Source organism: Halobacillus ihumii, from assembly GCF_902726645.1.
In the GTDB taxonomy this organism is placed as follows: domain Bacteria; phylum Bacillota; class Bacilli; order Bacillales; family Halobacillaceae; genus Halobacillus_A; species Halobacillus_A ihumii.
Genome location: NZ_CACVAO010000001.1, coordinates 3,946,425 through 3,962,981, shown reverse-complemented (window position 1 = coordinate 3,962,981; position 16,557 = coordinate 3,946,425). Strand labels below are relative to the sequence as shown.

Annotated in this window: 18 protein-coding genes; all 18 read right to left on the bottom strand. The window is 42.9% G+C overall.

Annotated elements, in window-relative coordinates:
- Positions 1–149 precede the first annotated feature (149 nt).
- Positions 150–2,225 (bottom strand): type I DNA topoisomerase, encoded by a 2,076-nt coding sequence (gene topA / locus G6R08_RS19820; protein ID WP_163530546.1) that lies wholly within the window; start codon positions 2,223–2,225, stop codon positions 150–152.
- Between the two features lie 156 nt (positions 2,226–2,381).
- Positions 2,382–3,263, bottom strand: coding sequence for a DNA-processing protein DprA (gene dprA / locus G6R08_RS19815; protein WP_163530544.1), 882 nt, complete (start codon positions 3,261–3,263; stop codon positions 2,382–2,384).
- A gap of 77 nt (positions 3,264–3,340) precedes the next feature.
- The gene (gene sucD, locus G6R08_RS19810) at positions 3,341–4,243 is read right to left on the bottom strand and encodes a succinate--CoA ligase subunit alpha (RefSeq protein ID WP_163530541.1); all 903 of its coding nucleotides are present in this window, start codon (positions 4,241–4,243) and stop codon (positions 3,341–3,343) included.
- A gap of 17 nt (positions 4,244–4,260) precedes the next feature.
- Positions 4,261–5,421: an ADP-forming succinate--CoA ligase subunit beta gene (gene sucC, locus G6R08_RS19805; RefSeq protein WP_163530539.1), complete on the bottom strand. Its 1,161-nt coding sequence runs from the start codon at positions 5,419–5,421 to the stop codon at positions 4,261–4,263.
- A 125-nt stretch (positions 5,422–5,546) separates the two neighbouring features.
- Positions 5,547–5,819: an EscU/YscU/HrcU family type III secretion system export apparatus switch protein gene (locus G6R08_RS19800; RefSeq protein WP_163530537.1), complete on the bottom strand. Its 273-nt coding sequence runs from the start codon at positions 5,817–5,819 to the stop codon at positions 5,547–5,549.
- Positions 5,816–7,690 (bottom strand): hypothetical protein, encoded by a 1,875-nt coding sequence (locus G6R08_RS19795; RefSeq protein ID WP_163530535.1) that lies wholly within the window; start codon positions 7,688–7,690, stop codon positions 5,816–5,818. The genes G6R08_RS19800 and G6R08_RS19795 overlap by 4 nt, the downstream gene beginning before the upstream one ends.
- A gap of 15 nt (positions 7,691–7,705) precedes the next feature.
- Positions 7,706–8,476, bottom strand: coding sequence for a ribonuclease HII (locus G6R08_RS19790; RefSeq protein WP_163530533.1), 771 nt, complete (start codon positions 8,474–8,476; stop codon positions 7,706–7,708).
- 135 nt (positions 8,477–8,611) lie between these two features.
- Positions 8,612–9,454: a ribosome biogenesis GTPase YlqF gene (gene ylqF / locus G6R08_RS19785; protein WP_163530531.1), complete on the bottom strand. Its 843-nt coding sequence runs from the start codon at positions 9,452–9,454 to the stop codon at positions 8,612–8,614.
- 16 nt (positions 9,455–9,470) lie between these two features.
- On the bottom strand, positions 9,471–10,016 hold the full coding sequence (gene lepB / locus G6R08_RS19780) for a signal peptidase I (protein WP_163530529.1): 546 nt from the start codon (positions 10,014–10,016) through the stop codon (positions 9,471–9,473).
- A gap of 66 nt (positions 10,017–10,082) precedes the next feature.
- A complete protein-coding gene (rplS, locus tag G6R08_RS19775; protein ID WP_079529826.1) occupies positions 10,083–10,427 on the bottom strand; it encodes a 50S ribosomal protein L19 in 345 nt (114 codons plus the stop codon).
- Positions 10,428–10,556: 129 nt separating this feature from the next.
- Positions 10,557–11,288: a tRNA (guanosine(37)-N1)-methyltransferase TrmD gene (gene trmD, locus G6R08_RS19770; protein ID WP_163530527.1), complete on the bottom strand. Its 732-nt coding sequence runs from the start codon at positions 11,286–11,288 to the stop codon at positions 10,557–10,559.
- Entirely contained in the window at positions 11,288–11,809 is a 522-nt protein-coding gene (rimM, locus tag G6R08_RS19765; RefSeq protein WP_163530526.1) for a ribosome maturation factor RimM, read from the bottom strand. Before rimM ends, trmD begins: the two co-directional genes overlap by 1 nt.
- Positions 11,810–11,815: 6 nt before the next feature.
- On the bottom strand, positions 11,816–12,202 hold the full coding sequence (locus G6R08_RS19760; protein ID WP_163530524.1) for a YlqD family protein: 387 nt from the start codon (positions 12,200–12,202) through the stop codon (positions 11,816–11,818).
- A 66-nt stretch (positions 12,203–12,268) separates the two neighbouring features.
- Positions 12,269–12,496 (bottom strand): KH domain-containing protein, encoded by a 228-nt coding sequence (locus G6R08_RS19755; RefSeq protein ID WP_163530522.1) that lies wholly within the window; start codon positions 12,494–12,496, stop codon positions 12,269–12,271.
- 14 nt (positions 12,497–12,510) lie between these two features.
- Entirely contained in the window at positions 12,511–12,783 is a 273-nt protein-coding gene (gene rpsP / locus G6R08_RS19750; RefSeq protein WP_163530520.1) for a 30S ribosomal protein S16, read from the bottom strand.
- A 90-nt stretch (positions 12,784–12,873) separates the two neighbouring features.
- Positions 12,874–14,214, bottom strand: coding sequence for a signal recognition particle protein (gene ffh, locus G6R08_RS19745; protein ID WP_163530518.1), 1,341 nt, complete (start codon positions 14,212–14,214; stop codon positions 12,874–12,876).
- A 13-nt stretch (positions 14,215–14,227) separates the two neighbouring features.
- Positions 14,228–14,557, bottom strand: a complete 330-nt coding sequence (locus G6R08_RS19740) for a putative DNA-binding protein (RefSeq protein ID WP_163530516.1) — start codon at positions 14,555–14,557, stop codon at positions 14,228–14,230.
- 778 nt (positions 14,558–15,335) lie between these two features.
- On the bottom strand, positions 15,336–16,553 hold the full coding sequence (ftsY, locus tag G6R08_RS19735) for a signal recognition particle-docking protein FtsY (protein ID WP_163530514.1): 1,218 nt from the start codon (positions 16,551–16,553) through the stop codon (positions 15,336–15,338).
- Between the last annotated feature and the right edge of the window lie 4 nt (positions 16,554–16,557).

Genomic DNA, 16,557 nt, shown 5'->3' with positions numbered 1-16,557 from the left:
GGTTCGTTTGCTCGCGCTGTTCCCGCTGGAGTCTACGTATTTTGACTACGCTAATTAATCAGCGTGTATATTTTATATATCTTTTTTTTGACATCATCGCATAACTTATGTCCCCGTCACCCTTACTTATAAGAAAAACGGTCATTAAGTTAAGATTGTGGCTGCTCTTTGTAGTCACATTCCGTACATTGGATTTGTGTCCCTTTTTTAGAGCGTTTTTCAACGAGTAATGATTCACATCGCGGACAAGGTCTTGAAATCGGCTTATCCCAGGAAATAAAGTCGCATTCTGGGTACCGATCACACCCGTAAAATTTACGATTTTTCTTACTCTTTCTTTCTACGACCTCTCCTTCGTTACATTTAGGACAAGTAACGCCAACCTCTTTAAGAATTGGTTTCGTATTTCGGCAATCTGGAAAGTTAGAGCAGGCTAAAAACTTTCCGTATCGACCCATTTTATAAACCATTTCATGCCCGCATTTCTCACAATCTATTCCTGCAGTTTCATCTTTAATCTCAATCTCTTCCATCTCTTTTTCTGCTTTATCCAGTCTTGGTTCGAACCCTTGGTAAAACTCGGCAATGACCGATACCCAATTATTTTTTCCTTCTTCGATGGAGTCGAGATCATCTTCCATTTCTTTCGTAAATCCGGCATCAATTATTTCCGGGAAGTATTGTTTGAGCTGTTCCATAACAATCTCGCCGAGTTCTGTAGGAATGAAGCGCTTATTATCAAGGGCCACATAGCCGCGGCGCTGGATTACATCAAGCGTCGGAGCATAAGTGGATGGACGGCCGATACCAAGCTCCTCTAAGGTCTTTACTAAACGAGCTTCAGTATACCGCGGCGGCGGCTGAGTGAAGTGCTGGTTCGGTTTAATTTCCTCCGCTTTTACCGTCATTCCTTCTTCCAAGTTCGGAAGCATTTTATCTTTCTCTTTTTTATTATCATCATTGCCTTCAATATAGACTTTCATAAATCCTTTGAATTTAACTTTTGAGCCAGTCGCTCTGAATTCCACCCCTTGATTCATCAAATGAACGGTCATGGTGTCAAGGATAGCCGGCGCCATTTGACTTGAGATAAACCGATCCCAAATGAGCTTATAGAGTCGATGCTGGTCTCTTGATAATGCACTCTTCATTGATTTAGGATCTCGCGAAGCACTTGTCGGACGAATTGCTTCGTGGGCGTCCTGTGCCCCTTCCTGTTTTTTAGAAGCTTTCCCTTTTCCTAAAAATTCTTTGCCAAAAGTGGATTCAATATAATCCTTTGCTTCTTCCTTCGCGGTGTTTGAAAGCCTGGTGGAATCTGTACGCATGTAGGTAATTAAACCTGCTGTACCTTGCTTGCCGCCAAGATCAATCCCCTCGTAAAGCTGCTGAGCAAGCATCATGGTCTTTTTGGCTCTAAAATTTAGCTTTCTCGCTGCTTCCTGTTGGAGAGATGATGTAGTGAAGGGTAAGGAAGGATTTCGTTTACGTTCCCGCTTATTGACTTTCTCAATTGAGTACTCATCACCTTTGAGCTTCTTCTGGATCTCTTCTACATCCTCTTTCGTTTTCAATTCTCTCTTTTTTCCGTCTACCCCGTAAAACGCTCCTTCAAAGGTTTCTTTGCCTTTAAGAAAATCCGCTTCGATCGTCCAGTACTCTTCGGGTTTGAATTGTTTAATTTCATTCTCACGATCGATAATAATCTTCACAGCTACGGATTGCACGCGTCCTGCACTCAGGCCTTTTTTTACCTTCTTCCACAGAATAGGGCTGATGTTGTACCCGACAAGCCGGTCTAAAATACGCCTCGCCTGCTGGGCATCGACTAAATCAGAATCAATCGATCTCGGTTGTTTAAACGAGTCTTTGATTGCTTCCTTTGTGATTTCGTTAAATACGACGCGGCATTTTGATTGATCATCAATGTCCAAGCTATGTGCCAGGTGCCAGGCAATAGCTTCCCCTTCACGATCGGGGTCGGCTGCCAGATATACGCGTTTTGCTTTCTTAGCTGCTGCTTTTAAGTCTTTTAATACAGGGCCTTTTCCTCGTATCGTAATATATTTAGGTTCAAATTCTTCTTCTACATTTACACCCATCTGACTTCTGGGAAGGTCACGTACGTGTCCAAGTGAAGCCTTTACTTTATATTTTTTTCCGAGATAACGTTCAATTGTTTTTGCTTTTGCGGGTGATTCAACAATTACAAGATAGTCTGCCATTTAGGTTCCTCCCATAGAGGTGTATTTCTGTTTGCTTTTCGTTTTATAAATCTTCCCTATTATTAAATACAATGAAACCGTTTGTCAAACTTCATCGTTTTAATTTTTACTTTTTCAAGGGGAGTGAACCTTTGTCAAAATGCAATTATCAGGAAATTAATTAAATTTTTCCCTATATGCTGACAGAACATCCTGATGGCTTTGAATCAGCCGCGCTCCTTCTTTTATGATGGCGTGGCAGCCTTCACTTGTTTTGCTTCCGATCGGTCCCGGCAGTGACAAAACTTCCCGCCCTTGTTCAAGGGCCTGATCTACAGTAATAAGGGACCCGCTTTTTAATCTCGCTTCAATCACAAGTGTCGCCTCAGAGAGTCCGGAGATAATTCGATTACGTTCAGGAAAATGAAACTTTCTAGGTGGCCGAGAAGGAGGGTATTCGCTAATAACCAGCTGGCGTTCGCACAAATGGGTAAATAGTGCTGGATTGTTTCGAGGATAGAGATGTTCAAAACCAGAACCCATCACCGCTATAGTACTGCCTTTATGCTGGAGGGCTAAACGATGAGCATGCTGATCGACTCCAACTGCCATTCCGCTTACGATACAGAAATTAGATTGTATGAGCGGAAGCAGGATTTGCTCCATAGCTGGAAAGGCATATTTCGATGGAGTTCGCGTCCCGACTACACTAAGTGTTAATGGATGGTGCAGCAGCGTCATGTCGCCTCTTGTATAAAGGACAAGCGGTGGATCAGGAATAATTTTCAATAAGGCAGGATACGCTTCGTCAAAATACGTCACACAATTGTATATTTGTTCATTTATGTCGAGTTTCTTCATTATAGTTGAATCATGAATGTGATTGTAAATCGAGCGGGCTGTTTCGTGTGATAGTTGAAGTGAAGCGGCTATTTCTTTAGGGGAAATATTTGGGAGATATGAAAGGCTAGGGTCTTTCTTTAACCAAGCTCTTAGCAATTTACGTGATACATACGGACAGTCATGTAAATGGATTAAGCGCTGCCTAAACGTGTTCATCGATCAGCCTCTTTCTTTTGTTAATAGGATAAAGAAGAACTGCGCCGTATAAGCGCAGTCCTCCCCATATTGAATGATTAATGAGTTTTACATTTTTCATACAAGTTTTCTTTTTTCAGAACATTGATCAGTGTTTCACCCATAACGGATGGCGTTTCCGCAACTTCGATGCCACACTCGTTCATAACTCGAATCTTTTCATCAGCTGTACCTTTACCGCCAGAAATAATCGCACCAGCGTGGCCCATGCGTTTTCCTGGAGGTGCTGTACGTCCGCCAATAAAGCCGACAACAGGCTTATCCATATTTTCTTTAACCCATTCAGCAGCTTCTTCTTCTGCTGTTCCGCCGATTTCACCAATCATAATAACTGCTTCGGTATCTTCATCTTCATTAAAGGCTTTCAGCACGTCAATGAAGTCTGTTCCATTTACAGGGTCACCGCCGATTCCTACGGCAGTAGATTGGCCTACTCCAGCTTCAGATAATTGATGAACTGCTTCATACGTAAGCGTACCAGAACGAGAAACTACCCCTACATGACCTTTATTATGGATATAGCCAGGCATGATTCCAATTTTACATTCATCAGGAGTGATTACACCTGGGCAGTTTGGCCCTACCAGGCGAGTTCTCTTCCCTTCCATATAACGTTTCACTTTGACCATATCCATAACCGGAATATGTTCAGTGATGCAAATGGCTAGATCCATATCTGCATCTGTTGCTTCCATGATCGCGTCAGCAGCAAATGGAGCCGGCACGTAAATGACAGACGCATTGGCACCTGTTTTTTCAACAGCTTCAGAAACCGTATTAAATACTGGAATTCCTTCCACTTCGGTACCGCCTTTACCAGGCGTTACTCCACCAACGATTTGTGTACCGTATTCAACCATTTGTTTTGTATGGAATAAAGCTGTAGAGCCTGTAATCCCTTGAACAATAACTTTTGTATCTTTATTAATATATACACTCATCAGATTCCCCGCCTTTCCTACTTAACTAGTTCTACGATTTTTTGAGCGCCATCTGCCATGGAGTCAGCAGACGTAATATTCAATCCAGACTCTTCTAAGATGTTCTTACCAGCTTTAACATTCGTACCTTCAAGACGCACGACAAGCGGTAATGTTAATCCGATCTGCTTCGTTGCTTCGACAACACCTTCAGCGATAATGTCACACTTCATAATTCCACCGAAAATGTTTACGAAAATACCTTTTACATTGTCATCAGACAGAATGATCTTAAATGCTTCGGTAACTTTTTCCGTAGTAGCTCCACCGCCTACATCCAGGAAGTTCGCAGGATCGCCACTATAGTGCTTAATCGTATCCATTGTTGCCATAGCTAGTCCGGCACCATTAACCATACAGCCGATATTACCGTCTAAAGCAATGTAGCTGAGGTCATACTTAGATGCTTCAACTTCTTTTGGATCTTCTTCTTCAAGGTCGCGAAGTTCCGCTACATCTTTTTGACGGAACAAGGCATTGTCATCAAAGTTCAGTTTAGAGTCAAGTGCCAATACGCCCCCGTCCCCAGTCGTTACAAGCGGGTTAATTTCTGCAATGGAGCAGTCCTTTTTAACAAAAACATCATAAAGGCCCATCATGAATTTGACAGCTTTGCCTAGTGATTCTTTAGGAATATTAATATTAAACGCCAAACGACGTGCTTGGAACGGCGTTAAACCAGTAACAGGATCAATGATCTCTTTAAAGATCTTCTCAGGTGTTTTCTCTGCTACTTCTTCAATTTCAGTTCCGCCCTCTTCTGAAGCCATCATCGTTACCTTGCTCGTGGCACGGTCTAAGACAAGTCCGACATAATATTCGCTCTTAATGTCGCAGCCTTCTTCAATTAGCAAACGCTTAACTTCTTTTCCTTCTGGTCCGGTCTGATGGGTTACTAGATTCTTACCTAAGATTTCATTTGCGTATGTACGCACTTCATCAAGATTTTTAGCAATCTTAACACCGCCGGCTTTTCCGCGTCCGCCTGCGTGGATTTGTGCTTTTACGACTGTGACATCAGTCCCCAGTTTCTTAGCTGCATCAACAGCTTCATCTACGGTATATGCCACATGGCCATTTGGCACTGACACGCCAAAATCGCGCATAATTTGTTTTCCTTGATACTCGTGAATGTTCATGTTTCATCCTCCCATCAAATTTCACTGCATTCCCATTGTATAAAAAAACGCTGTCAATTGTCCACAGTAACCTCTTTTTATGTCGAAAGTCGTTCAATAGTTTACCTTCACCAGGTTATGTAGACTTAGTTTCTTTCCATTTCTTGATCCGCACGGTAAATAAATGCAAATACCTCTGCGACTACATGGTACAGTTCTTCAGGAATATGTTCATTAATATTTAATTCGGACAACAGTTCAACTAAGGTGGCATCCTCCTGAATAGGCACCTCATTTTCTTTTGCTTTCTCCAAAATATTATCAGCTACAATACCTTTTCCCTTTGCCAGTACTTGTGGTGCCTGGTCCTTTTCTGCCTGATAACCAAGTGCGATCGCTTCTTTTCGTTTATCCTTCATATACGGATATCGACTCCCTTATAATCCTGGCGTGATGCAGGAATTTGTTGGACTTGCTGCTGGTCACTTGTTTGCTGTACTCTAAGTGAGGACAATTCATAACCTAACTTTTCCAATCCGTCTTTTAACATTTTCTTATAATGGTTAGTAATCGATTCAGCTGCCTCCAATTGATTATAAATCGTGACCGCCACCCGGCGTTCAACAATCGACAAATCAATGACTGTATCCTTCAGATGCTCTAGTTGCAGGAAAAACATAATATGACAAGAATCCGGGTCAATTTCACCATCTTTATTCTTTTTCCCTTCCATGTTCAAATGGATATCTTGATTGACTTTCAGCACATCTCCTGGAAAAGTAAAGGCGAGTTGAAGCATTTGACCGGTTTCCTGCTGGGAAACTAGCTGAATACCACTGAGAAGTTGGATAAACTGTCTGCTTGAATCATGGCTTCTCATCGGATTTTCGTGCACATGCTGCAGCAACATAGATTTCACAGTTTCCTCTTTAGCCAGCTGATTTTCTCCATGCAGACCAGCTTTTACTTGTGCTTCATGATTGATGCCCGACAGCAAATGCATCAGCTTGATCTTGGCAAGCATTATTTCTTTTCCTCCCATATTGGCCGGCAGCGTCTGAAGACGAACCATCCACTCCAGTAATGCGGTTTTAGCTGAGTCAGGAACCTGTTTGGCCAACGTACTCTCCAGGGCTGCTAAAGCAAGCAGGGTTTTATCAAAATTTGGGGATGGGCGCTGCGAAGCTTCAGTAAGGATATCCAACGTTTGCTTCCCCATAAAGGGGAGGAGTTTCTCTAACACCCCGGCTGAAGAAAGCGTTTGAAACTGTGTTTGTAACTTACTCTGGGTTGAAACGGATGCCGGTTGTTCTTTCAGATATACTAAATGTAGCTGCTTGCTCCACTCCCTAATCAAGGTCATTTCTTTTGCTGACAGTGGCAGCTGTTGAGCGAACAGCTTTTGGAAAGCAGCTTCAGCCTGTGGCTCTGTATCTATAAATGGGATAGACTTACCCGAACGGATTAAGTTTTTCACGAGGGTGTCCGTACTCTGTACAGCACCCATGTGTGGTTGAATCAAACTCTTGAGACTTTGCTGAAATTGTTCGAAACTTACTTCCTTCTTAACGATACCGGATTGTTGAAATAAGAGAAAGGTCGTTCTATTTCCTTTTTCCATATCAGATATAAATCTTGTAAACGCTTCTTCCTTGAAGGTCCGTGCAGATTGCTTTCCTGCTAATAACCCAATTAAATCAGGAAGACGAGGTTGGACAGGTTCTTTTGATTGACGGAGTTGATCATAGATTCGCACAAATTGACCTGTCAATGATGTGGTCTGTCTCGTCATCAGAGCAGCAAATACTCCTTGTTTGATCGGTAATTGTCTCTGAAACATGTGCAGTAATGTTTCAGAAGCTGCTCTGTTGCCCTTGTGGTTTTGTAACGCCTGAAAAGCAAAGGAAAGATCTTTTTTGGTAAACGAAACTCCATGCTGTATCAGCTGCAGCATGAAGTCCGCATTGCCTTTCGTTGCTTTTACCCCTAGTTGCTTCAACAAGCTTACAATTGCCTGCTGCTTGTTTTCTACTGTCTGTTTAGAAAGTACTTTCAACGTTAATCCATCACCGACTGCTGTTACTTGAAACAAATATCTCTTCCCTTGTTGTATTGAAGCTTCGAGTTGTACGGGAAACTGGCGCTTCCCCACTTGTACAAGTGCACGCTGGTCGGGAAGAGGCTTAACCATTCTGCCCGCTATAATTTGTCCGACTTTAGGCGGCTGCTCTGATTTTAATGCAGCAGTCTGATGAAGCGCTTTAAACAGAGGGGAAGAACTTAGGCTCATTGAAGTTTCCTCCTTTTAAGAGTAAATAAGATCCTTCACCGGCGCGAAACTTTTCCGATGATAAGGGGTGTGACCATATGTCGTCAGGGCATGTAAATGATGTTTCGTGCCATACCCTTGATTAGAAGCAAAGTCATAGGCAGGGTACTGTTCACCTATTGTTTTCATAACGCGATCACGTGTAACTTTTGCCATAATACTCGCAGCTGCAATCGACACACTTCGCTGGTCACCTTTCACAAGCGATTGCTGTGTGCATGGCATCCCCTCAAGCGTCATCGCATCAATTAACAAATGGTCAGGGGCAAGCGGCAACTGCTCCACTGCTCGCTTCATCGCCAATTTTGTTGCCTGATAAATATTCCACTGATCAATTTCATCATTGCTTGCCGTACCTACTCCATAATCTGCTTGTTTCTTTATTTTTTCAAAAAATTGATCTCTTTGGAGTGGGGACAATTGCTTGGAGTCATTAAGCCCTTCTAAATAGAACGACGCTGGTAAAATGACGGCAGCCGCCACAACAGGGCCCGCGAGCGGACCTCTCCCGGCTTCATCAATCCCTGCAATCCATACTTTCCCCGAAGTTCGAGCCTCGTTTTCCATCGAAAGCATCTGCTCATATTGATTCTTTAATTCTATCTTTCTCTGCTGCTTAACATCATATTGCTTTAAAAGTTTATGTACACCTCTGCGATGGTCGTTTCTTAATAAATCTCGTTCGGACTTAGAAAATTGGTTCGAATCTAATTTATATTTAATGTCTTTTATCGTTAATTCACGCATATATTACTTCCTTTTATAATTGGTATATCGGTCGTTTGAGCTCATTATGTACAATTTTAGAACAATTCGGAGTCTCTGTTTAAAAGAAAGAACGCAATCAGAAGTCCACAGCTCCTGATTGCGTTATCCTTGTCTCTATTCCGGTTGATCGAAGCTAATCAAACCAAGCTTTCCACTTCGTAAGTCTTGGAGAATCACATCAGAGGTTTTGTCAAAGTTCACATGACCGCCACTTTCAAGACAGCCACGCTTCTGACCTATTTTTTCGAAAGCTCCCATGATATCGTCATATCCTGCAAATCCAAAACGTTGCTCTAAGAAATCCGGATAATTCGTACTCATAAAATCCAAGATGTATGCCGCTACATCTTCTTTTGGTAAAATCTGATCTTTGATCGTACCAATGGCAGCCAGCTTATACCCAATTTCCTCTTCTTCAAATTTCGGCCAGAGTATCCCAGGAGTGTCGAGCAACTCAAAGTCTTTCTTCACTTTAATCCACTGCTGTTTTTGGGTAACTCCTGGGCGGTCTCCAGTATTCGCTGCTTTTTTATTCGCAAGTCGATTGATAAGGGTTGACTTTCCTACATTGGGGATACCAAGGATCATGGCCCGGGCCGCCCGGGGGCGAACTCCCTTTGCACGGAGCTTGTCCATTTTATCCCGAGCAAGATCTTTCGCCATCTGAACAATCAGTTGTATATCTTTTTTCTGGTTCGCTTCAATGGCCAGGGCATGAATACCCTTATGCTTATAGTCATCGAGCCAAGCTTTAGTAATGGCTGGATCTGCTAAATCCTTCTTCATAAGCACCACCATTTTAGGTTTATTTTGCAATAAACCATGTAGGACTGGATTTTCCGAGGATATCGGAGCTCTAGCATCGACTAGTTCAATTACAAAATCGACTAATTTAAGCTTCTCTTCTGCTTCTCGTTTCGCTTTCGCCATGTGACCAGGATACCATTGTATCGTCATCTAGAATCCTCCCTTACTACACGAAGCCAATTCGATCAAAAGGCCAATAAATAAATACCGCTTCTCCTACGAGCTCATCTTTCGAAACCATTCCAATCGTTCGGCTGTCTGTAGAATTGTCACGATTATCTCCCAATACAAGTAAATACCCTTCAGGTACTTCTTCATAACCTCCTGGGAGCTGGCTGATCGTGAAGTTTTGTGTCAGCTTCTCGCCACCTGGCAGCTGTTTAATTTCCTCATTTAAAAAAGGTTCATCAACTGGTTCACCATTAATATACAGCTGATCGTCTTTAACAGCCACTTTGTCCCCTGGCAAGCCGATTACGCGTTTTATATAATCTTTTCTCTCAGTTGCGTGAAAAACGACGATATCAAATCGCTCAGGCGAACCTAACGTATAGTTGATTTTACTGACAATTAAATGATCCCCATTATGTAAGGTCGGTAACATGGAAGGCCCTTCCACCACAACAGGTGCGAAAAGAAATACACGAACAATGATAGCTAATACAGCTGCGATCGCAAAAGCCTTTATCCATTCTACCCATTGCTTTTTCATGCTAGTGTCCCCTTCGTCGTTAGAAAAAAAGGAGCTTTGCGAATGCAAGCTCCTTTCTCACTGTAATTAAATGATTTCTTTAATACGTGCTGCTTTACCACGCAGATTACGTAGATAATAAAGCTTCGCGCGACGAACTTTACCGCGACGGGAACGCTCTATTTTAGCAATTCGTGGAGAGTGCATCGGGAATGTACGTTCAACACCAACGCCGTAAGAGATCTTACGTACAGTAAATGTTTCGCTGATGCCACCATTCTGACGTTTAATTACGACACCTTCGAACACCTGAATACGTTCACGGTTACCCTCTACAACCTTCACGTGCACTTTAACTGTGTCACCTGCGCGGAAGTTAGGGTGATCTGTACGAAGCTGTTCTTTTGTAATGTCTTGAATTAGCTGTTGCATATTGTTTCACTCCTTCTTAACTAATGCTCTTGCCTTCTAAGAGACAGCGGAACATCGTTTTCCACTTAAACCGAACGTTTAAGCACAACTGATAATATACCATAAACCAATCATTTTCGCAAGACGTCCTCAGCTTTTTTTCCACTCCTGAACCCACTGCTTTTCCTGGTCAGTCAGCTCTCGCTGTTCCAGAAGGTCCGGGCGCCTCGTGAACGTCCTTTTTAATGATTCGTAATGCCGCCATTCAGCGATTTTAGCATGGTTCCCGGACAGAAGCACGTCAGGCACCTGCTGGCCTCTGAACTCCGCCGGTCTTGTATAATGAGGGTGTTCCAACAAACCACTGGAAAAGGAATCTTCTGGTGCTGACTGGTCATTGCCTAACACGTCAGGAAGCAAACGGACAACTGAATCCATGACCACCATTGCACCAAGCTCGCCACCTGTTAACACATAATCCCCAATCGATATTTCATCAGTCACGAGTTCTTGACGAATTCGTTCGTCGTACCCTTCGTAATGGCCGCAAATGAAGATTAACTGATCTTCCTTTGCCAATTCCTCTGCTTTAGCCTGGGTATAGGGCTCCCCTTGTGGACACATAAGAATCACACGCGTTTTCTGTTGGCTGGCAGGGCGGATGTCTTCGATCGCATCGAAAATCGGCTGAGGAGTAAGCACAAGTCCGGCCCCACCACCATACGGGTAATCGTCGACTTTGTTATGTTTATTGGTTGTATATTCCCTGAAATTAATCGTCTGACAGCTGAATGCTCCTTTATCCTGCGCTCGTTTCATTATCGAATGGTTTAGAACCCCGTCAAACATTTCAGGAAACAATGTTAAAATATCAATATGCATTAGTCTAGCAGCCCTTCTATTGGATCAATGATGACCGTTTGCTCCTCAACATTGACATCCTTCACAATCTCTTCAATATAAGGGATCAGTACGTCTTTTTGGTGTTGACGTGCTACTACCCATACATCATTAGCTCCAGGAGTAAGAATTTCTTTGACTTCACCCAGTGCCTCACCTGTAGTCAAATAAACCTTACATCCGATTATTTCATGAAAATAAAATTCGTGTTCGGCTAATGGAAGCTGTTCGCTTTCAGACACCTTCAGAAATCCATCACGATATTTTTCCACTTCGTTTATGGAAGCATGATCTTCAAAGGAAATTAAATCAAACCCTTTATGCATTCGGTGGGTTTTTACAACTAGTTCTTCTAAGTCGTGTTCTTGCTCATCACGCACCCAATACAAAAGCTGACCCGGCTGAAAACGTTCATCAAAGTCGGTAATTCGGCGGACTTTGACTTCACCTTTTATGCCATGAGTATTAATAACTTGTCCAACATTGTACAATTGTTCGTTCATGACTTCCTACCTCGCTCGTATGACTATTCCGTCCTTAATAATAATCTGAGGATCGAGCATTCGTTCCTCATATCGATCCCCTGCTTCCATAGTCACAATAGAATCCACCTCATCAATGACTAATTCACTGTCATCCGGAAGAATTTCCAATTGACCAAGCAGGTGTTCTGCCCTCTTCATTTTATCTTTACGCTTTTGAATCTCAGTGGAAAAACGTTTTTCCACATCCATTTTAGAAAACTCCTGCTTTTTTTCAAGCTTCTTTTGTTCAAACCATAACTGTTCACATTCTTGTTTCAGACGAAAATAATCTTGCTCAAACTGCTCAGTTAGTTTTTTTCTGCTTGCTGCTGTTAACACTTGTTTCACAGGTATTCGTTTAAGAATTTGCATAACATGTACCTGCCTCATTGTTATAATTATATGGAAAAAAAGGGAAAGGCTTTTCCCCTTCCCCTTTTACATGATATCTAAATAGATTCGTTTGTTTGAATCAGACCCTGCCGCATACACGACCGTACGTATTGCTTTGGCAATTCTACCGTTCTTTCCTATTACCTTTCCGACATCTTCTGTATGGACGGTTAAGTGATAGACAATCTTATTGTCCTCCTCCTTCACCTCAACAGCGATCTCTTCCGGGTGATCTACGAGCGGTGTTACGATTGTTTCGATCAAGGCTTTCATGATATCACACTACTTTACTTTTGGTTTTTCTTGTCGTGAAATTGCTTCATGATGCCTTCATTTGAAAATAAGTTACGAACTGTATCGCTTGGCTTAGCACCGTTAGACATCCAGTCGATTGCTTTATCAGCATCGATATCAACCGCTACTGGGTTAACTACTGGGTTATATGTCCCGATTTGTTCAATAAAACGTCCATCACGAGGTGAACGTGAATCTGCTACTACTACACGATAGAACGGGTTACGTTTAGAGCCCATTCGTTTTAGGCGAATTTTTACTGCCATGTTTAAGCACCTCCATCATTCTTTTAAATAAATGTTTTACACAAGTTTAGATTTTAGCAGATGAATGAATGTCTGTAAAGGTTTTTTACATTACATAAAGGGAAAATTCATTCCTTTGCCTTTTTTCCCTTTGGTATTACTCATTTGCTTCATCATCTTTTTCATATCTTCAAACTGTTTCAGCAGTCGGTTAACCTCGGAAACAGACCTGCCTGAACCGCGGGCAATCCGTTTCTTACGGCTGGCATTCATCAGAGACGGATCCTGTCGCTCTTTTATGGTCATAGATTGAATAATCGCTTCAATGTGAGAAATTTGCTTATCGTCAAATGAGGCATTCTTTAAGCCTTTCATTTTGTTGGCACCAGGGATCATATTGACCAGTTCATCAAGCGGCCCCATATTTTTGACTTGCTGCATTTGATCAAGAAAATCCTCAAACGTAAAAGAGGCGTTACGCATTTTCGATTCAAGTTCCTTCGCCTGCTTCTCATCGACCTGCGTTTGAGCTTTCTCAATCAATGTAAGCATGTCACCCATCCCTAGAATTCGGGAAGCCATTCGTTCAGGGTGAAATGGTTCAATCTGGTCAAGCTTTTCACCCGTACCGGCAAATTTAATTGGCTTACCGGTTACTGCTTTAATAGACAGCGCAGCACCACCGCGCGTATCGCCGTCAAGTTTCGTTAGTAACACGCCGGTAATATCCAGCTGTTCATCAAAACTCTCCGCTACGTTCACAGCGTCCTGACCTGTCATCGCATCCACGACAAGAAAGATTTCATCAGGAACGACAGCGTCTTTAATGCGCTGCAGTTCATTCATCAGATCACCATCGACATGGAGTCGACCAGCGGTATCAATAATGACATAGTCATGATGCTCTTCTTTAGCCTTTTCTACCGCATTCTTAGCAATATCAACAGGGTCTGCCTCAGTCCCTTGAGCATGAACTGGCATATCCAGCTGACGGCCTAATGTCTCAAGCTGCTGGATCGCCGCTGGACGATAAACGTCGGCTGCTGCCAGCATAGGTTTACGGTTATAATTTTTCCTAAGCAGGTTTGCAAGTTTTCCTGTTGTCGTCGTTTTACCGGCACCTTGCAAACCGACCATCATAATGACCGTTGGCGGGCGGTTGGCCACAGCAATCTTACTCTCATCCCCGCCCATTAAATCCGTTAATTCTTCTTTAACAATCTTAATGACTTGCTGACCTGGAGTCAGGCTTTCCATCACTTCAGAGCCGACCGCTCGTTCACGTATCCGCTTAACAAAGTCTTTTACCACTTTAAAGTTAACGTCGGCCTCAAGGAGGGCGAGCCGCACCTCGCGGCTCATTTCCTTAACATCTTGTTCGGAAACCTTCCCTTTTCCCTTAATTTTCTGGATGGTTTGCTGTAATCGGTCGGATAAACCTTCAAATGCCATCGAAGGAACCCTCCTATTCTAATTCTTGTAGTTGCTCGAGCCAGTTGTGGAACTGATTGTTCTGCTCAGTATCGTTCACTGCCTCTATCATTTTCTGGATCAATTGCTGACGCTTCTCAAACTTTCCGTACAAAAATAACTTGTCCTCGTATTCCTCAAGCATCGCTTCTGTACGGCGAATATTATCATAGACAGCTTGTCTTGATACATTAAAAGTCTCTGATATTTCACCGAGCGAATAATCTTCTAAATAATAGAGTTCCATATAGTTTCGCTGTTTTGGAGTCAACAGGGACTGATAAAAGTCAAACAAATAGTTAATGCGTGTTGTTTTTTCAAGCACAGCATATGCACTCCTTGTTAAGTGAAATACCTTTACATATGAATACTACCGAAGATCATCCTCCCATGTCAAGGTTGACCACACTATTGTTCCATACAAAAGTTCTTTCCTATCAAAAGCTGAAACTCGTTTTCTTCTATTGAAAAATGCGGATCATGTGTCTACTTCCTTACTGTTCCAAAGGAGAATAATGCCAAAAAGATATTCACTAACTACTTTTTCCACAATTATTTCCATTTGTTGAACAACAATAGGAGTTAGGTTCCGTATTTTTAAAAAGGTGAATGGGGGATGGAAAACCACTCGCTTTCCGCGGGGAAGACGGCGAGCCTCCTAGGGCTGCGCCCCGCGGGGTCTTGCCAGCCTTGCTTTTCCCGCAGGAGTCTCGCAGTTTTCCATCCCCCATTTCGATAATGAGACAAACGGAACCACCTTTTATATAAAACGAGGTGATGTATCTGTAATAGATACTTCAACAGTTATTCTTATACCCAATGGTCATGGAGTGTCCTCCAGTGATAGATACCTGTTCCTTCCCTCTTATGGTAAGGTGGTTGTGGAAATAACGAGACTCCTGTGGGATGATCGTACAGGGTGAGACCCCGCAGGCGCAGCCGAGGAGGCTCACCGTACGCCCACGGAAAGCGAGTTATTTCCACGATCACCTTCTCTCATCCCAATGATGGAACGGCTAAAATCGTCAGGTGCGTTATACAACAATACTGCCCGTTTACGGAACATATTTATTGTAATAAAACATCTTTATGATCCACGACAGCTATTCTTCTTCCGCTTGCTCTTCTATCATATCAGCAAACAACCCATAAACGAAGGCGTGTGCGTCAAATGTTTCTAAATCACTTACTTTTTCACCTAACCCCACCAGCTTCACCGGAATTTCCAGTTCATTACGGATCGCGAGGACAATGCCGCCTTTCGCGGTTCCATCCAGTTTGGTAAGGACAATGCCGGAAACATCTGTAGCCTCAGAAAACGTCTTCGCCTGACTCATCGCATTCTGGCCTGTTGTTGCATCAAGAACAAGCAGTACTTCATGAGGGGCTCCCGGAACTTCCCGTTCGATGACACGCTTTACTTTAGATAGCTCGTTCATCAAGTTCACTTTATTTTGAAGTCGCCCTGCTGTGTCACAAATCAGCACATCGGCCTGCTTTGATTTTGCGGATTGAATGCCATCATAAATAACTGCGGCGGGATCACTGCCTTCACTATGTTTAATCACATGAACTCCGGCACGTTTCCCCCATTCGTCCAACTGATCGATCGCCCCCGCTCTAAATGTATCACCAGCGGCTAAGGTAACTTTTTTTCCTTCGGATTTCAACTGGTGAGCGAGCTTGCCGATTGTCGTTGTTTTTCCGACTCCATTAACACCGACGAACAGATAAATCGTTAGGCCATCAGCGTTGGTTTGCAGTTCTTCTACCGCACCTTTGTCTTCATCACCATAATACAGTTCAACAAGCTTCTCCGAAATAACTTCTTTCACCTGGTGAGTGTCTTTAATATTTCTGCGTTTCACTTCCATCTCCAGCTCATCAATCATTTCCATAACAGCATTAACGCCGACATCAGCAGATATCAGCACCTCTTCAAGTTCTTCAAAAAAGTCTTCATCAACCGTTCGATAACGGGCTACTAAGTCATTAATTTTACTCGTAAATGAATTTCTCGTTTTCGTTAAGCCCATTTTAAACTTTGACGCAATGTTAGCTTCTTTGGACTGCGTTTCTTCTTCTGATTCAGGCTGTTGCGCTTCCTCACCTGGATCATTCGGTAAGTCCTGCTCTTCTCCGAGGTCCTCCTCGGCTTCCTCAACTTCCGTTTCTCCTTCGAGCGATTCAGCTTCTTCCGCTGTCTCCTCAGGCTCAGGCGTGACCGGCTCCCTTTCTTCTTCTTTCTCCATAGACTCCTCTATTGCTTTTTCCATCGGTTCTTGAACAAATTTTTCCTTTAACTTCTTAAAAAAGCTCATCAAA

What these genes read in the sequence shown, in the direction of transcription:
- topA (WP_163530546.1), bottom strand. Translation starts at nt 2,225, where the DNA reads ATGGCAGACTATCTTGTAATTGTTGAATCACCCGCAAAAGCAAAAACA.
- dprA (WP_163530544.1), bottom strand. Translation starts at nt 3,263, where the DNA reads ATGAACACGTTTAGGCAGCGCTTAATCCATTTACATGACTGTCCGTAT.
- sucD (WP_163530541.1), bottom strand. Translation starts at nt 4,243, where the DNA reads ATGAGTGTATATATTAATAAAGATACAAAAGTTATTGTTCAAGGGATT.
- sucC (WP_163530539.1), bottom strand. Translation starts at nt 5,421, where the DNA reads ATGAACATTCACGAGTATCAAGGAAAACAAATTATGCGCGATTTTGGC.
- G6R08_RS19800 (WP_163530537.1), bottom strand. Translation starts at nt 5,819, where the DNA reads ATGAAGGATAAACGAAAAGAAGCGATCGCACTTGGTTATCAGGCAGAA.
- G6R08_RS19795 (WP_163530535.1), bottom strand. Translation starts at nt 7,690, where the DNA reads ATGAGCCTAAGTTCTTCCCCTCTGTTTAAAGCGCTTCATCAGACTGCT.
- G6R08_RS19790 (WP_163530533.1), bottom strand. Translation starts at nt 8,476, where the DNA reads ATGCGTGAATTAACGATAAAAGACATTAAATATAAATTAGATTCGAAC.
- ylqF (WP_163530531.1), bottom strand. Translation starts at nt 9,454, where the DNA reads ATGACGATACAATGGTATCCTGGTCACATGGCGAAAGCGAAACGAGAA.
- lepB (WP_163530529.1), bottom strand. Translation starts at nt 10,016, where the DNA reads ATGAAAAAGCAATGGGTAGAATGGATAAAGGCTTTTGCGATCGCAGCT.
- rplS (WP_079529826.1), bottom strand. Translation starts at nt 10,427, where the DNA reads ATGCAACAGCTAATTCAAGACATTACAAAAGAACAGCTTCGTACAGAT.
- trmD (WP_163530527.1), bottom strand. Translation starts at nt 11,288, where the DNA reads ATGCATATTGATATTTTAACATTGTTTCCTGAAATGTTTGACGGGGTT.
- rimM (WP_163530526.1), bottom strand. Translation starts at nt 11,809, where the DNA reads ATGAACGAACAATTGTACAATGTTGGACAAGTTATTAATACTCATGGC.
- G6R08_RS19760 (WP_163530524.1), bottom strand. Translation starts at nt 12,202, where the DNA reads ATGCAAATTCTTAAACGAATACCTGTGAAACAAGTGTTAACAGCAGCA.
- G6R08_RS19755 (WP_163530522.1), bottom strand. Translation starts at nt 12,496, where the DNA reads ATGAAAGCCTTGATCGAAACAATCGTAACACCGCTCGTAGATCACCCG.
- rpsP (WP_163530520.1), bottom strand. Translation starts at nt 12,783, where the DNA reads ATGGCAGTAAAAATTCGCCTAAAACGAATGGGCTCTAAACGTAACCCG.
- ffh (WP_163530518.1), bottom strand. Translation starts at nt 14,214, where the DNA reads ATGGCATTTGAAGGTTTATCCGACCGATTACAGCAAACCATCCAGAAA.
- ftsY (WP_163530514.1), bottom strand. Translation starts at nt 16,553, where the DNA reads ATGAGCTTTTTTAAGAAGTTAAAGGAAAAATTTGTTCAAGAACCGATG.